The organism is Leptotrichia trevisanii DSM 22070, from assembly GCF_000482505.1.
Taxonomy (GTDB): domain Bacteria; phylum Fusobacteriota; class Fusobacteriia; order Fusobacteriales; family Leptotrichiaceae; genus Leptotrichia; species Leptotrichia trevisanii.
This window is the reverse complement of the sequence record NZ_KI519447.1, coordinates 55,078-70,037: the sequence shown is the minus strand read 5'-3', so window position 1 is coordinate 70,037 and position 14,960 is coordinate 55,078. Positions and strand designations below refer to the sequence as shown.

At 29.3% G+C, this 14,960-nt stretch carries 16 protein-coding genes; all 16 read right to left on the bottom strand.

The features are described from left to right. Positions 1-352 precede the first annotated feature (352 nt). Positions 353-1,177 (bottom strand): NlpC/P60 family protein, encoded by an 825-nt coding sequence (locus tag K324_RS0113255; RefSeq protein WP_036095858.1) that lies wholly within the window; start codon positions 1,175-1,177, stop codon positions 353-355. A gap of 27 nt (positions 1,178-1,204) precedes the next feature. Further along, positions 1,205-1,645, bottom strand: a complete 441-nt coding sequence (dtd, locus tag K324_RS0113250; protein ID WP_026749558.1) for a D-aminoacyl-tRNA deacylase — start codon at positions 1,643-1,645, stop codon at positions 1,205-1,207. A gap of 28 nt (positions 1,646-1,673) precedes the next feature. Further along, complete coding sequence (locus K324_RS0113245; protein ID WP_026749557.1) at positions 1,674-2,321, bottom strand: MBL fold metallo-hydrolase; 648 nt, start codon at positions 2,319-2,321, stop codon at positions 1,674-1,676. A 49-nt stretch (positions 2,322-2,370) separates the two neighbouring features. After that, positions 2,371-3,438 carry a mechanosensitive ion channel family protein gene (locus K324_RS0113240; RefSeq protein ID WP_026749556.1) on the bottom strand — a complete coding sequence of 356 codons (1,068 nt, stop codon included), beginning with the start codon at positions 3,436-3,438 and terminating at the stop codon, positions 2,371-2,373. Between the two features lie 333 nt (positions 3,439-3,771). Then, positions 3,772-5,322 (bottom strand): methyltransferase regulatory domain-containing protein, encoded by a 1,551-nt coding sequence (locus K324_RS0113235; protein WP_036095855.1) that lies wholly within the window; start codon positions 5,320-5,322, stop codon positions 3,772-3,774. 83 nt (positions 5,323-5,405) lie between these two features. Next, positions 5,406-6,230 carry a tRNA (guanosine(46)-N7)-methyltransferase TrmB gene (gene trmB, locus K324_RS0113230; RefSeq protein WP_084533668.1) on the bottom strand — a complete coding sequence of 275 codons (825 nt, stop codon included), beginning with the start codon at positions 6,228-6,230 and terminating at the stop codon, positions 5,406-5,408. 60 nt (positions 6,231-6,290) lie between these two features. Then, entirely contained in the window at positions 6,291-7,547 is a 1,257-nt protein-coding gene (locus K324_RS0113225; protein WP_026749553.1) for a 3-deoxy-D-manno-octulosonic acid transferase, read from the bottom strand. 189 nt (positions 7,548-7,736) lie between these two features. Continuing rightward, the gene (locus K324_RS0113220) at positions 7,737-8,018 is read right to left on the bottom strand and encodes an HU family DNA-binding protein (protein WP_026749552.1); all 282 of its coding nucleotides are present in this window, start codon (positions 8,016-8,018) and stop codon (positions 7,737-7,739) included. A 230-nt stretch (positions 8,019-8,248) separates the two neighbouring features. Continuing rightward, the gene (cmk, locus tag K324_RS0113215; protein WP_026749551.1) at positions 8,249-8,893 is read right to left on the bottom strand and encodes a (d)CMP kinase; all 645 of its coding nucleotides are present in this window, start codon (positions 8,891-8,893) and stop codon (positions 8,249-8,251) included. A 190-nt stretch (positions 8,894-9,083) separates the two neighbouring features. Then, complete coding sequence (prmA, locus tag K324_RS0113210) at positions 9,084-10,007, bottom strand: 50S ribosomal protein L11 methyltransferase (protein ID WP_026749550.1); 924 nt, start codon at positions 10,005-10,007, stop codon at positions 9,084-9,086. A gap of 22 nt (positions 10,008-10,029) precedes the next feature. Next, positions 10,030-10,809, bottom strand: a complete 780-nt coding sequence (locus K324_RS0113205) for a TIGR00282 family metallophosphoesterase (protein ID WP_026749549.1) — start codon at positions 10,807-10,809, stop codon at positions 10,030-10,032. A 219-nt stretch (positions 10,810-11,028) separates the two neighbouring features. Beyond that, positions 11,029-12,603 (bottom strand): ribonuclease Y, encoded by a 1,575-nt coding sequence (gene rny, locus K324_RS0113200; protein WP_026749548.1) that lies wholly within the window; start codon positions 12,601-12,603, stop codon positions 11,029-11,031. A 12-nt stretch (positions 12,604-12,615) separates the two neighbouring features. Continuing rightward, positions 12,616-13,017 (bottom strand): hypothetical protein, encoded by a 402-nt coding sequence (locus tag K324_RS0113195; RefSeq protein WP_026749547.1) that lies wholly within the window; start codon positions 13,015-13,017, stop codon positions 12,616-12,618. Positions 13,018-13,106: 89 nt separating this feature from the next. Further along, positions 13,107-13,970: a lysophospholipid acyltransferase family protein gene (locus K324_RS0113190; RefSeq protein WP_026749546.1), complete on the bottom strand. Its 864-nt coding sequence runs from the start codon at positions 13,968-13,970 to the stop codon at positions 13,107-13,109. Positions 13,971-14,042: 72 nt separating this feature from the next. Beyond that, on the bottom strand, positions 14,043-14,306 hold the full coding sequence (rpsO, locus tag K324_RS0113185) for a 30S ribosomal protein S15 (RefSeq protein ID WP_026749545.1): 264 nt from the start codon (positions 14,304-14,306) through the stop codon (positions 14,043-14,045). Positions 14,307-14,418: 112 nt separating this feature from the next. Then, positions 14,419-14,916: a TlpA family protein disulfide reductase gene (locus K324_RS0113180; protein ID WP_026749544.1), complete on the bottom strand. Its 498-nt coding sequence runs from the start codon at positions 14,914-14,916 to the stop codon at positions 14,419-14,421. Between the last annotated feature and the right edge of the window lie 44 nt (positions 14,917-14,960).

The following is a 14,960-nucleotide window of genomic DNA, read 5'->3' as shown; positions in this document are numbered from 1 at the left end:
CAGGAAAAACATTGCCGTGTCAAGATATTCATTTTATCAAAGGCAGATGTACAGGACTTTCGGGATGAATCCTTTTTACTGTCCAGCATGCAAGGTTAAAATGATTGTATGGGAATTTTATCATTACAGATATCCGCCCCTCAAAAAATACTATTAATATTTTATTAATCCAACTAGGTTGGATATTTTGTCGTAGACATTTGTATATTTATTTGACAAAAGAAGAGGAAAAGAGGCTGACGCCTCTTTTAAAATTATCAAATATATCAGTAAATACCTAAAAAATATGAATTTAATTTCCTTATAAATAAAAAATATGTATCAAAATTAATACATATTCCTTACATTCTTATTAAACTGCTCTGACTCTTACTCCATATCTGAAATATTTATTCCAATATGTATTTTCTAAAGTAGAAATTACAACCCCTTTAGACGATGAGGCATTTATGAAAAGCGTATCCCCTAAGTAAACTGCTGTATGATTATTTCCTTCAGGCCTAAAAAATACAATATCTCCCGGTTTCAAGTTTTCCTTTTGAATGTGAGCTCCTACTTTAATTTGCTGTATAGTCTGTCTTGGCAATTCATATCCGTAAACTTCACGATAAACTCTACGTGTCAATGCTGAACAGTCTATCCCATTTTCCGAATCCCCACCAAGAGAATATTTTGTACCCTTCCAATTGCTATATGCTTTTAAAAGCTGTGTTTGTAAAGCCACCGCTTTTTTTTGGCTAAATGTACCATTTAATAAAATTTCCTGATGTTTTTTCTTTAATTCTGCCAATTTTTGCAATACTATCTGCGAATTTGGCATTGAACGATCTACCAGCTTATTTTCATCAAATAATTTTGTTACTCTTAAATTATCTATACTTTCATCTATATAAGCATTGTTATTATTTTTTTTATTTATCTGATCTGATTTTTCCACTTTAACTGTTTCTTGATTAGAATGTCTTTTTTCACTTTCAGTATTGCTTTTTCTATTTTTGTTTTGAACTATCTCAATGGTGATATTTTCGTTATCTCCATCATTTGTTGCCGAGAAATCATTGTTTTTACTTTTTCTTCCCGTCTTTGTTTCACTCCCGCTAACTCCTTTTGTCTGTAATCCAGTACATCCTACTGTTAATAACATGCACGCCATTGTAAATGTTGATTTTCTTACCATTTTTATTTCTTTTCTCCCTTCTTGATTTTAGTGTGAATCAATTATTAAATTTACAGGCCCATCGTTTTCAGAAATAATTTTCATATGCTGCCTAAACTCCCCAGTTTCAAATTTAACATCTGTCCATCTTAATTTTTCAACAAATAGATTATAAATTTTCTCTGCTGTTTCAGCTGGTGCCGAATCAGTATAGCTTGGCCTTCTCCCTTTTTTTGTGTTTCCATAAATCGTAAAATTACTTACAACCAATAATTCTCCATTTATATCCTTCACTGATAAATTCATTTTGTCATTATCATCATTAAAAATTCTTAGATTAACCAATTTATCAATACAAAAATCAATATCCTTTTCAGAATCTTTGTTAGAAATTCCCACATATGCGACTATTCCCTTACCAATTTCTCCTTTAAACTTATCATTCACAAATATTTTTGCATAATTTATTCTTTGAATTATTATTTTCATTTTTTTCCTTAATTCCTAAGTTATAATTTTAGTAATACCTTTTTTCCTTACCAATTGTAGTATCGAAAAAATGCCCAGGATATACCCTGATATCTTCATCCAACGCTAACAGTTTCTTTAACGATTTTCCCATCTGAATTGGATCGCTTGTGGGCAAATCTACTCTCCCATAAGTTCCAGCAAACATTGTATCTCCAGAAATTAACATTTTATTATTCCTGTCATAATAACAAATATCCCCTCTGCTATGCCCCGGCGTTTCAATTATCTCAAAATTAATCCCAGTGGTATCAGCATCTTTAGATATTTTCCCATTTTTACCCAATTTATCATTTTCCTTCAAGGTTATAATCTGAGCTTCACTGCTTAACTCAAATTCCCCTTCCCTCCACGCAAAAAGTGATAATTCAGGATTAAATAAAAACTCATAGCCGCCTTCACTCACATAAATTGGAACTTTCTTATATTCCAATATTGACGGAATCCCTAGAATATGATCCCAATGTCCATGAGTCAAAAGAATTGCCAGCAAATTCAAGTTATTTTCCTTAATGTAATCAATAACTTCTGTCATTCTCTCCTCTCCAGGATCCACGACATAACAATCATTTCCATAAGAAATTACATAGCAGTTGCTTTGTGCCAAATTGTCATTCAAAAATCTCCTTATTTCCATCTTCTCTCCTTTTTGTCTATTAATTTTATATATCTAATTCAAAATTCTTTTAATATATAACTGTTTTATCTACCATATGCACATCCATTTGTGGATAAGGTATTTCAATGCCTTCCTTATCAAATTCTGTTTTTATTTTTTCATTTAATTTAAATTTAAGAGTTAAATAATTTTCCGAACGTGTATAAACATAGATATAAAATATTATTGCAGAATCAGCTAGTTCTCCTACTCCAATAATAGGATCCTTTGAAGCCAAAATCAATTTTTTGTTGTCATTATCAACTTTTTTTGTGATGTTGATTTCATTATCTTCCTTCTCTTCATTATCAGTATTATATCCATCTTTATTAGCTTCTTCTTCCATTTCCTTCATTTTTCTGCTTGAAAAAATTATTGAAAAAATATTAATTCTACTTTTATTCTTATTTTCAAGAAGACTATTTTGAAGTTTAGTCAGTAAATTATTTTTAATCTCTGTTTCTTCAACTTCATTCATTGTTTCTTCCCGAACAATTCTATTTAAAATATTTTTTACTTTTTGAATATCACTTTTGTATGAAACTCCTATTGTTAAATCGAGCCTACGTTCACCATTTTGTTTGATGTTCCGAATTTCAGTATTTGTAATTATTCCATTTGGTATGATTACAAGTTCATTTTGTGGATTTAACATTTTTGTATAAAACAGTTCAATTTTCTTGACTGTCCCGATATAGTTATTGTACTCAATAGTATCTCCAACTCTAAATGGCTTAAATGTCAAAATTATAAGTCCACCGCAAAAATTCCCCAACGTTTCCTTAAATGCAATCCCTAATACAATCCCAGCTGCTCCTAAAAACGTTGTAATAGAAGTTGTATTTATACCTAGAATTCCAATTGAAATATAAATCAGAATGAAATAATATAAAATGGAATAAATTGAAATTAGAAAGGAAGCAAGACTTTTGTCTGTATTTGACTTTTCTAATATAATTTTTAATACTTTTTCAATTCTAGTTTTAAATATTTTTCCTATTTTTATAATTAGATAAATTATAAATAACTTAAAAAGATTTGTTTTCAGAAATCTGATTATATTATCCAATTCTAAAAACTTTTGTAATTCCTTCATAACCTCTCCTCTTTAATTCTATAGTAAATCCATCTTAAAACTGACTCAAAAATTATTACTACTACTGTTGTTTAATCATCAATTCAATTCTAAAAGTGTTTAAATACAGTATAAGTCAAAGAAATTTGAGCATAATTTGAATATTCAATGAAATTACTTAAATATCCCTCAGGTTTTTTATTATATCACGTTTTTTTTATTCTGTCTATGAAAAAATGCTTTATTTTTATATTTTTTTCCTTTTTTGTTGCACTTGACTTAACAATACACTAAAATTTATTACAAATAAAAAATGTGACAGGTATTTTATGACACCCATCACATTCTATCATTTTATTTTTTTGTAAAATATCCTAAAAATTCAAATTTCTTTATGCTTTCAGGTAAATATTCCGAAGCCTCAACTTCTGTTCTTTCACCATCCGGCATTGTTCTATAAATAGTTGTTTTTGATAATTCTTTTAAAATTTCTGATTCCGGTTTTGGCTCTGATAAAATATCTGCAACTATTACGTCCACATCATTTAAGTCACCTATAATTTCATTTCTGCAATTTGCTATTCCAATTATATTTGCTCCTTCTCCCACAATAAGAGTCCTCAAATAATTTCTAAATGTTTCTGATATATAAACATTATTTTCTTCATAAGGCACAATTTCATTTTCAGAACAATAAAATTTTATTTTACCATTAATCATGCTGTTCAAAATAAATTTTCTCAAGTTTGCAATAATTTCATCGTCTTTTTCTTCATTTTTAGCATTTTCATCTTGAGTTTTTAGGTTTTCCCATACTTTCATTGCATCCTGAACTGTAAAACTGTTATTTGGAGTTTTAATTAATTCCAGCATAATGGCCTTTGTATTCTCTTCATTTAATGTCTGTAATTCTTCTTCTGTATATTTCAATGTCAAAAGGAACGAATCTAATATCTCATTTGGAAAACTTTCAGTAAAGTTAAGTTTTTCAATTTGACTTTTTTTACAAATTAATGATCTTCTAAATTTAGTATCAAGTATGTAATCAAGACATTGTTCCTTTATAACATGATCCCCTTGAGAAAGTTGCTGTAATTTTTCTACTGTACTTTGATTATAAATACTTGCAATTGACAGTCTTAATGCAACATCGGATATATATTCCAGGTTTTCCTTTCTCATCAAATCCACAAATTCATGCAAGTACATTGGATTATTAAAAACTTCAAGATATTCATGCCCTACATAATAGTCCTGCATTTCCAGAATTTCTTCTATTTGTTTAATAAAATCCCCTTTTTTCTCAGCAATATCTGTATAACTTTTCATTTGATCTGCTACAATCGATATAAATGCTTTTCCACGCTGAGTTTTATCTCCTAATGAAAAGTCAGGGAAGTATTTATTAGCATAAATCATCATTTCACGTACTTTATCCGGTTCTTTCCATCCTGGGTATGTATTATATGAAATATATGCAATTCCCTCTTCTGTCAGATTTTCATTACAAATTTTAATAATTTTTTCCTTTACGTCTTCAGGAACCCAGGAAAATACACCATGAACAATGATATAATCAAATTTCCCAAAATCCTTATTTATTTCCAGAATATTCTTTTCAAGCAGTTTTACATTTTTTAAACCAATCTTTTCAATTACTTCATTTCCTTTTTTTACCTGCTCTGCCGTCAAATCAACACCAATAAATTCAGATTCAGGATTATAAAGTGCCTGCGTTATAATATTTCCTCCAAATGAAGAACCTAATTCCAAGACTCTCGCTTTTCTCGAATCCTTTGGTGTTAATCCATATAAACGTCCATATGCTTCCAATAACGATGGAATCGTATAATTAAATGGATTGGATTTATAAAGCAGCTCGTTATATGTATTTTTATTTTCCATAATTATTTATAAGAATTTTTGATATACAGTTTTTTATTTCTGTTTTTCAAAATATATTCTTATTTCTCTCCTTTCAATATTTATTATTTAATTTTTTTTATTTCTATATATTTAATATTCATATTATGTTTACTTAAAAACATTTGTTCAAATTCAGTTTTTATATTCTCATTTGCCTTTTCTGAATTGTGCAAATCTCTTGTATGATAGACAATTTGATAATTTTCAAGTGCCTTTACTAATTCCAGAACATCCTCATAATATTGTTCGTGATCCGTTTTAAAAAATAATTTCCCATCTGTTTTTAAAATAATGTCTAATTTAGAAAACAAACTCTCACTTATAACCCTTTTTCTCTCCTCACCTTCCCAAGGATCAGGAAAATTAATATACACACCAGAAATTTCATTTTTACCAATAAAATCTAATATTGTTTCCCCTCTTTTTCTTACAAAAAGAATATTATTCAAGTTTCTTTTTTTAGATTTCTTTGCTCCAAGAACAAGCCGCTTAAATCGTAATTCCAGTGCAATATAATTTCTGTCCTTAAATTTTTCTGCATTTTGCACAGTAAAATTGCCGCTCCCACAGCCGATTTCAAGATAAATGTCATTATTATTTCCAAAAAAATCATTCCATTTTCCACAATATTTATCTACGTTCTCATTATTATACATCAAATACTCAGGAAATTCAAGCATTTCATACATGTATTTATTATAATTTCTTTTGGGTTTTTCAAAAAAATATTTCCAAAGTTCCTGTTCATTTATAATTTTACTTTTTTCTGCATTTATTTTTTTAAATTCATCATTTACTTTTTTTATATTCGCCCTTTTTTCTTTTTCGGCTTTTGTAATTTCCAGTTTTTGTCCATTTTTTCCTATAATTTCAATTTTATTTTCCATTTTTTAATTTCTTTCCTTAAATTTTTATTTTTATAATTTTTTAAATTTTTCAAAATTCAGCTAATGTATTTCTTCCAGTATTTTATCAATTTGATTATTTTTCTCAAAAAAACTTTTTGTATCAACATTTTCAGATTTTTTCAAATACCTAACAATTTCATCTTCATTTTCTATAATCTCAATAAATCCCAACTCTTTAGCATCTTTCACAATTTCCTCTATATTCTGAAAATATTTCCCGATAATTGGCTTTTTCCCATAATACAGCGGTTCCAAAATTGAATGCCCTCCAATATCAACAAATGTCCCGCCAACAAAGACAAAATCAGCCAGCTGATAAAAATCAGTCAGAACTCCCATTTTATCAACTACTACTATTTTTTCCCGATTATTAGTTTTGGCTTCCGTTATATTTTTTTCAATTTGTGACAATAATGAATAATCGTCCTTTGAAAATTTTTCCAAGATTATATTTTCAATTTCGTTGATTCGTTCCAGATGTCTTGGCACAAGCACTAACTGATATTCATTATCAATATTTATTTTTTTAAATACTTCAAGCCAAATCCTTTCCTCATTAGGACGTGTACTTCCACATACAATTACTTTTTTATTTTTATTTACAATCGTATCATAATAATACTTTTTTTGCTCACCAGAAATTTTACTATATTTAATCGAATATTTTAAATTTTTATAAACTTTAATTTTATTTTTATCAAGCCCTAGTTTCTCATATCTTTCCTTATCTGAAATACTTTGTACCATTATTTTCGTTGCACGGTTTAACGTTTTTCTTATAAGCCATCCAAATTTTAAATATGATTTTAGTTTTTTTTCAGTTAATCTTCCGTTTACAATGAATAATTCACCACTTTTTGCAGCAAAATAATATAAATTTGGCCAAATTTCCGTTTCTACAACAATTGTCTTTTCTATTTTATATTTTTTATAAATTTTTTTTATCTCAAAAAAATCATCAAGTGGAAAATAAAATATTTTTACATTCTTATTTTCTGAATATTTTTTATTAACTGCTGAAAACCCGGTATCAGTCATAACTGAAAGTATTACCTTCTGATTTTCACCAGCATTCCTGTTTTGCAATATTTTTTCAATTAATTCCTTTGATAAATTAAATTCTCCAACTGATGAGAAATGTATAAGTATTGCTTTTTCATTATTGTTTAGGAATTTATCATTTCCCATTTTTTGAAACAGACGTGATTTAAAAAATTTTAGCAACTTTTTATTAAATATTGATAAGATTATTATTATAAAATACAGTAAAAATCTTAATAAATTATATAAAATCATTTTCTTCCTATCTAATCTTTTTATATTTTATTCTTTAATTTCTTCAAAATTGAACTAAAAATTAAAGTTTGAATGAATAATTACAGCTTTTAAGTTCAGTTTTAAAGTGTTATTTTTTTATACAAAAAGACTATCTCTTAATGATTTTTCATTTAGAAATAGCCTTTCCATTAGTTTGTGAAGTAAAAATTATTTTCCTTCTGCTACGCTGTCAGCTAATTTTTTACCTACTTTGAATTTAACAACATTTTTTGCAGGTATTTTTATTTCTTTTTTAGTTTGTGGGTTAATTCCAGTTCTTGCTGCTCTTTCTTTTACTTCAAATGTTCCCCATCCAACGAATTGAACTGAATCTCCATTTAATAAAGTGTCTTCAACTGTATCTAAAAATTGGTTTACCAATTCTTCAGCTCTTTTTTTAGTTTCTCCTGTTGCTTTTGCGTAAGCATCTACAAATTCTTTTTTTGACATATTAATCAAACCTCCAATTTTTTTCTTTTTGTAAATTACTAAACTATTATACACTATTTTCAATATTTGTCCAGTGTTTTTTTTAAAATTTCTCATTTTTTTTCATTTTTTTACATTTCTATGGATTTTCTAATTTTAAAAAAATGTAAATTATAACAATTTTTAGACTAAAAAAAATTATATATATGATTAAAATAAGATTTCTATTTCAAATAAAAAATGACACTGCTCTAGATTTTCTTCTTAATTATTTTCAAAATTTCATTTTTTACTTCTTCAATATTTTTAGAAGTTGTATCCACTTCAATTGCATCCTCAGCTTTTTTTAGCGGACTTTCCTTCCTTGTAGAATCAATTTCATCCCTTTTTAAAATATTTTCATAAATTTCCTCAATTCTAACATTTTCCCCTTTTTCAATAAGCTCTTTATAACGTCTATTTGCCCTTTCCTTTGCATCCGCAACTAAAAATATTTTTACATCTGCGTTTGGAAAAACAACAGTTCCAATATCACGTCCATCCAGAATAACACTTTTTGATTTTGAAAGTTTTCGCTGCAAATCCACCATTTTTTCACGTACTTCACGTATTGCCGCAATATCAGATACATTTCCTGAAACAACAGGCTTTCTAATTTCCTCACTCACATCAATATCATCCAGATAAAATCTATTTCCCCTAATATCAATATTCAAATTATTCAGCATTTCCTCAATTTTTTCTAAATTACCTAAAATCCCATCATTTAAAGCCTTTAACGTAACGAGCCTATACATTGCCCCCGTATCAAGATAAACAAGCCCCAAATCGTCTGCAATCAATTTTGCAATGGTGCTTTTCCCGCTTCCAGCAGGCCCATCAATAGCAATTATCATATTTCCCTACTTTCTATTTTATTTAGTTAATTTCAAGAGTCTACAAAATCCTATTAATACTGTTTTTTTATTTTTATTTTGATTTTTCATAATTTTCTCCATTTTTCAATAAACAGTCATGATTTGCTGCTATAAAATACTATTGTCATTTAATTTTTATAATCTTTACTTTTACAATTCTAGCTTTTTATTAATTTTCATATTTAAAAACAAACGATACCCAATTATTTTTTTCTTTTCTATCAATTTGCCTCAAATTATAATTTCCAGCCTTTTTTACAAACGCCTCTTCCTTTTCATTCAAAATTCCAGAAAAAATAACCGTTGCACCTTTTTCCAAAATCTTTTCTATATCTTCAAGCAACTTTTCCAGAACATCTACCAAAATATTTGACACAACCAAATCATATTTTTCATTCACATCATCCACAAGATTTCCAATTATCACTTCAAAATCGTTATTTATATCATTTTTAGAAAAGTTTTCCAAAACCACATCCCGAACTTTTTCATCAATATCAATTCCAACAACCTTTTTCACACCTAATTTTTTTCCAATTAACATCAGAATCCCTGATCCACATCCTATATCCAGCACTTTCTCCCTGTTTTCTGCATATTTTTCCAAAAATTCCACACACAGTGAAGTCGTTTCATGCGTCCCTGTACCGAAAGCAAGCCCTGGATCAATTTCAATCACAATTTCATTACCAGATGGCTCGTATTTATCCCAGCTAGGCTTTATAACAATATTGTCAGTTATATTTATAGTGTGAAAATATTTTTTCCATTCATCCTGCCAGTCTTCGTCATTGCATTTGGCTGTGTAAATTTCATACATAAATTCCGTATCTGCATTCTGAAATTCCTTTAAGTTATTAAAAATAATATTTAATTTTGTATTTGCAAATCTATTATCCACAATATACCCAATTATGCTCCAAACATCATTTTTACTAGAAAAATTGACATTATAATCAAGTTCATTTTCAGAAAAATAATCAATTACTTCAATTTGCTTAATCCCAATTTCATCAAACATATTTACCAATTTTATTTTAGTTTCTTCCAAATCATCTGAAAAATAATCTACCTTTACTTTTATCCATTTCATTTTTTAAATTTTCCCCTATTTTTTATATTTCATCATATCCCATGTTTACACGTTTTATAGAAACTGCTTTCCCAGTATTCTCATTCACTTCCAGCTCAATTCCATTAATTCGCAAGTTTTCCTCACAAACTGAATATCTTGTTGGCATCCCATCTTTAAATCTTTGAATACTCTCACGTCTGTTCATTCCCAAAATACCGTCATGTCCACCTGTCATTCCTATATCTGAAATGTATGCAGTACCTCCTGGCAAAATTCTTTCATCTGCAGTCTGTGTATGTGTATGTGTTCCATAAACAGCTGATACCTTTCCAGTCAAATTCCATCCCATAGCCTGTTTTTCAGAAGTTGCTTCTCCGTGAAAATCAAGAATAATAATATCAGTTTCTTCCTTTATCTTAGGCAAAACTTCCTCTACTGCCAAAAACGGGCAAGCAATCGGTGGCATGAACACTTTACATTGTGCATTTATAACTGCCACTTTCACTCCATTTTTAGCAACGATTGTATAACCATTTCCTGGTGCTTCCTTTGTAAAATTTATAGGCCTGATTAAATTCTTCTGTTCGTTTATATATGAATAAATTTCCCTTTTATCCCAGCTATGATTTCCAAGAGTAATAACATCTACTCCCCGCTCAAACATTTCCTTCGCAATTTTCACATTTATCCCAAATCCACCAGCTGAATTTTCCCCATTTACAATAATAAAATCATAATCCTGTTTTCGTTTTTCCAAATATTTAAATAATGTATTTCTACCTGGCCTACCGACAATATCACCAATTATCAAAAATTTCATTTAAAATCATTCCTTTTCATTCCAAATTTATTCAACATTTCTATTTATAATATGTATTATACTACATATTACCATTTTTTTATAGTTTTTCTTAATTTATTTTTTCTATATTTTAATTTTTCAATTTTAAGCTTGTTTTATTATAAAAAGAGCCTCCAGAATAAAAATTATCTCAAAGATATTTTTAACGGATAAGCTCTCTTTTTAACTCATTTTTATTTATTTTGCATATTCCACAGCTCTAGTTTCCCTGATAACAGTAACTTTTATCTGCCCTGGATATTGCATTTTCTCTTCGATTTCTTTTGCTACTTCCCTAGCCAGTATTGTAGCCTTGTCATCATCAATATTATCTGGATGAACAATTAATCTTAGTTCCCTACCAGCCTGAATTGCATATGAAGTTTCAATTCCTTCGTGGCTGTTGGCAATTTCTTCAAGTTGTTCCAGACGTTTTAAGTAATTTGATAATGTTTCACGTCTTGCTCCCGGCCTTGAGGCTGAAATTGAATCTGCTGCCTGTACTAAAACTGCTTCTATACTTAACAGCTCGACTTCATTATGATGTGCTTCCACGGCATTTATTACGATTTCACTTTCCTTTGAGAATTTTCTTAAAAATTCCCCACCATTTAAGGCGTGTGAACCTTCCTGTTCATGCGAAAAGGCTTTTCCTATGTCATGCAACAATGCCGCTCTCTTGGCTATATCCACATTTGCTCCGATTTCTGCTGCAAGAGCAGCTGCTATGTGTGCGACTTCTATTGAATGCTGCAAAATATTTTGGCCAAAAGAGGTTCTGAATTTTAGACGTCCAAATACCTTTAAGACTTCACGTGGCAATGTTGGAATTCCAACTTCAAGGATTGCCTGTTCCGCCGCATCCATTATGCTTTCGTCCACTTCATGCTGTGCCTTTGCAACAACTTCTTCAATTTTTGTTGGATGAATACGCCCATCTGAAATCAGTTTTTCAAGTGCAATTTTAGCTACTTCTCTTCTGACTCCATCAAATGAAGATAAAACAACTGCCTCAGGTGTATCGTCAATTATCAAGTCAACTCCTGTTGCTGCTTCTATGGCTCTGATGTTTCTTCCTTCACGTCCGATAATTCTACCTTTCATTTCTTCACTTGGAAGCTGAATAACAGAAATTGTCGAATCAACTACATAATCTGATGCCGCTTTACCAATCGCAGTGGAAATAATCCTTTTTGAAATTCTATCCTTTTCCCTGTCCAAATTATACTCATAATCTCTTATTAATACAGCCTTATCATGATCCAGCTCATTTTCAAGTTTAGTCAAAATAATTTTTCTGGCATCCTCCTGTGTAAGTTCTGAAATTCTTTCCAGTTCCTTTTCCTCATTTGCAATCATTTCATCCAGCTCTTTTTCCTTACGGGACAACTTTTCACGATACCTGTCATTCTTAAGTTCTCTTTCTTCTAGGCGCTCCATTTTCATTTCTAATGTTTCTTCTTTTTTTGCAATTCTCTCTTCTTTTGTAGCAAGTTCTGATTTCATTTTTTTTATCTCGTCATCTGCTATTTTTTTCTCATTTAATAATTCTTCTTTTACTTTTAATGTTTCTTCTTTCCTAAACGATTCTATTTCTCTTTCAACTTCTTTTTTTGATGTTTCCAGTCTTCTTTTAGCATCAACGATTTTTAATTCCAGTTCGCTTAACTCTCCATATTTTTTCTTAAATATCGAACTCCCAAAAAAATAAGCTATAAAAAAAGTCAAAAAAGAAAAAATAACAATCAACAGAATAGTTATTGATATGTTCATTTTTCTCCCTTCTTATTTTTTTTCAGCTACATTTGAAATCTTCCAAGTATTACCATCTGTCTTTTTCCATGTTAGTTTATAATAATTGCTCGCTGTGGCAAAATTAATTACCATTACGTTATTTGCCTTGTTTTTTGATACGACATTTACATCAGAAAAAACAAATGTCAATCCCGAAAGATCGTATTCTTGCATTTTTTTTACAATAATATTATTTTTAAATGTAGGTAAAAAAATTTCTTTTAATTTATCATATTCATTTAAGCTGGCAGCTTCCTTCAAATCTTCTGTAACTTTCATTATCTCTGTACTGATCGCATTCGTTTCAGTACGTGATATTTTGTTAGTAGAAGCTGTTAAACTGGTACAGCTCATCAGAATTAACAAAATAAATAGACATAAATATTTTTTCATATTTTCCTCCAAAAACTTCGTCATTTAATTTTATCATAATTTTTTCACATATTCAAGTTAGAAAAAATAAATTTTTACTTTTTTCTGCACTATTTCTTCTTATTTCTCCATCTGTTATGCTGCCACATGTACTGCTCTGGATATTCTCTAATAATTTCTTCAAATTCATGATAAATTTTTTGCATATTGTACTGCATTGTTTCCTTTAATTTTGACTGCTTTTCAATTTCAATAATTTTCTTATTCTTAACACGGATTATATCGCCGTCAAACACTGCGTAAGCCAGAACTATCGGAATTTTATGTTTCATCGAAAGCAGTACAGGCCCTGCCACTCCAGTCGTTTCCCTTCCGAAAAAAGTTACATTCACATCTTTCCCGTAATGATCTGAAGCCAGCGCAATAATTGATTTTTCATTTATTGCTCCGCTTAACGCCTTGCTGTCGTGCAATGGCAACGAATTAAGTCCACCCTTTTCACGCCATTTTGTCATTAAATCATTAATTTTTTTATTTTTCTGATTTCTAAAAACTGCGTAAAACTTTCTAATATCCCTCATTTTACTCCCAGCTTCAAACCCGCCAAGATGAAGCGATACAATTAAAACAGCTTTTTCATTATTTTCACAAGCCTTTCTCATAAGCTCTTCATTTTCCACAACTGTATTTTCGTTTTGTGTAATTTCCTCCAAAAAAATTGAAGTCATAATCATTTTTCCCATCGTTTTATACGATTCTTTTGCAATTCTCTGGACTTCTTTTTCATCTTTTTCAGGAAAGGCATTTTTTATATTATCTATCGCAAGTAACCGCCGCTTTTTTATAGCGTAATAAGCAATCACTCCAAAACTCTCAAAAATTTTATACCTCACTTTAAGAGAAAAAATCGACAAAACTTTTTTTAATAAAATAACAAAAAAACCTGTTATTTCTTCACTTATTTTATATTTCATCCTATTTTCAAACTCCTTGAAATTTATTTTTAAAAAAAGAGCATACATAAATACGCTCTTTTATATTAATTACTATTTTCTGATTCCTAATTTTCCGATTAATGCTCTATAATCATCTACGTTTCTATTTTTGATGTAATTTAATAATCTTCTTCTTTTACCAACCATTTTTAATAACCCTACTCTTGAGTGAACATCTTTAGGATGTGTTTTCAAGTGAGCTGTCAAGTGGCTGATTCTATCTGTAATTAATGCAACTTGCACTTCAGCAGATCCTGTATCCTGTGCGTTCTTTCCAAATTCTTCAATAATTTCTTTTTTTGGTTTTAATGCCATTGTATTTCCTCCTAATATTTATTATTTAAACCAAGAATATAGCGGCAAACTTATATTCATAGTATAAATTCAAGTGTTATTCTATCACATATTTCCTTATTTGTAAAGACTTTTATTTTGCAAATTCAGCTGTCAATGAATCAAAATCTACAGGCAGTTCAAGAGTTTCCTCAACTTTTCCATTGTTTATCTTTACATTAAACGGAAATCCTGTAACATTAAATCCTCTTGCAATTGCACCACTCTCATCGTAATATATCGGGAATGTATATTGGTTATTTTTTACATAAGTTTGCACTTTTCCAATACTCGATTGAGAATTAGAGAACACAACTACGATATTTACTTTATCTTTATTTGCATCATAGAACTTTTGCACTTCCGGCATTTCCTCCTTACAATGAGGGCACCATTCAGCCGCTACAATAAACAATGTTTTTTTACCATTCTTCATTATTTTCGCACTTTCAGCCGTTTTGCCATTTAAATCCTTTAATTCAAAATTAGGTACCTTACCTTTTCCCTCCACATCAACACTAAATTCCTTTGAACTTCCACAAGATACTATAAATAGCAGAAGTAAAGACATCATTAAAATTATTTTTTTCATTTTTTCTCCTTAATTTTTTTTTTGTTCAAAACAATATTTTACTA

Coding starts and splice junctions, on each gene's coding strand:
- rny (WP_026749548.1), bottom strand. CDS start 12,603: ATGAACATATCAATAACTATTCTGTTGATTGTTATTTTTTCTTTTTTG.
- K324_RS0113225 (WP_026749553.1), bottom strand. CDS start 7,547: ATGATTTTATATAATTTATTAAGATTTTTACTGTATTTTATAATAATA.
- cmk (WP_026749551.1), bottom strand. CDS start 8,893: ATGATAATTGCTATTGATGGGCCTGCTGGAAGCGGGAAAAGCACCATT.
- dtd (WP_026749558.1), bottom strand. CDS start 1,645: ATGAAAATAATAATTCAAAGAATAAATTATGCAAAAATATTTGTGAAT.
- K324_RS0113255 (WP_036095858.1), bottom strand. CDS start 1,177: ATGGTAAGAAAATCAACATTTACAATGGCGTGCATGTTATTAACAGTA.
- K324_RS0113235 (WP_036095855.1), bottom strand. CDS start 5,322: ATGGAAAATAAAAATACATATAACGAGCTGCTTTATAAATCCAATCCA.
- rpsO (WP_026749545.1), bottom strand. CDS start 14,306: ATGGCATTAAAACCAAAAAAAGAAATTATTGAAGAATTTGGAAAGAAC.
- K324_RS0113195 (WP_026749547.1), bottom strand. CDS start 13,017: ATGAAAAAATATTTATGTCTATTTATTTTGTTAATTCTGATGAGCTGT.
- K324_RS0113205 (WP_026749549.1), bottom strand. CDS start 10,809: ATGAAATTTTTGATAATTGGTGATATTGTCGGTAGGCCAGGTAGAAAT.
- prmA (WP_026749550.1), bottom strand. CDS start 10,007: ATGAAATGGATAAAAGTAAAGGTAGATTATTTTTCAGATGATTTGGAA.
- trmB (WP_084533668.1), bottom strand. CDS start 6,230: ATGGAAAATAAAATTGAAATTATAGGAAAAAATGGACAAAAACTGGAA.
- K324_RS0113220 (WP_026749552.1), bottom strand. CDS start 8,018: ATGTCAAAAAAAGAATTTGTAGATGCTTACGCAAAAGCAACAGGAGAA.
- K324_RS0113190 (WP_026749546.1), bottom strand. CDS start 13,970: ATGAAATATAAAATAAGTGAAGAAATAACAGGTTTTTTTGTTATTTTA.
- K324_RS0113180 (WP_026749544.1), bottom strand. CDS start 14,916: ATGAAAAAAATAATTTTAATGATGTCTTTACTTCTGCTATTTATAGTA.
- K324_RS0113245 (WP_026749557.1), bottom strand. CDS start 2,321: ATGGAAATAAGGAGATTTTTGAATGACAATTTGGCACAAAGCAACTGC.
- K324_RS0113240 (WP_026749556.1), bottom strand. CDS start 3,438: ATGAAGGAATTACAAAAGTTTTTAGAATTGGATAATATAATCAGATTT.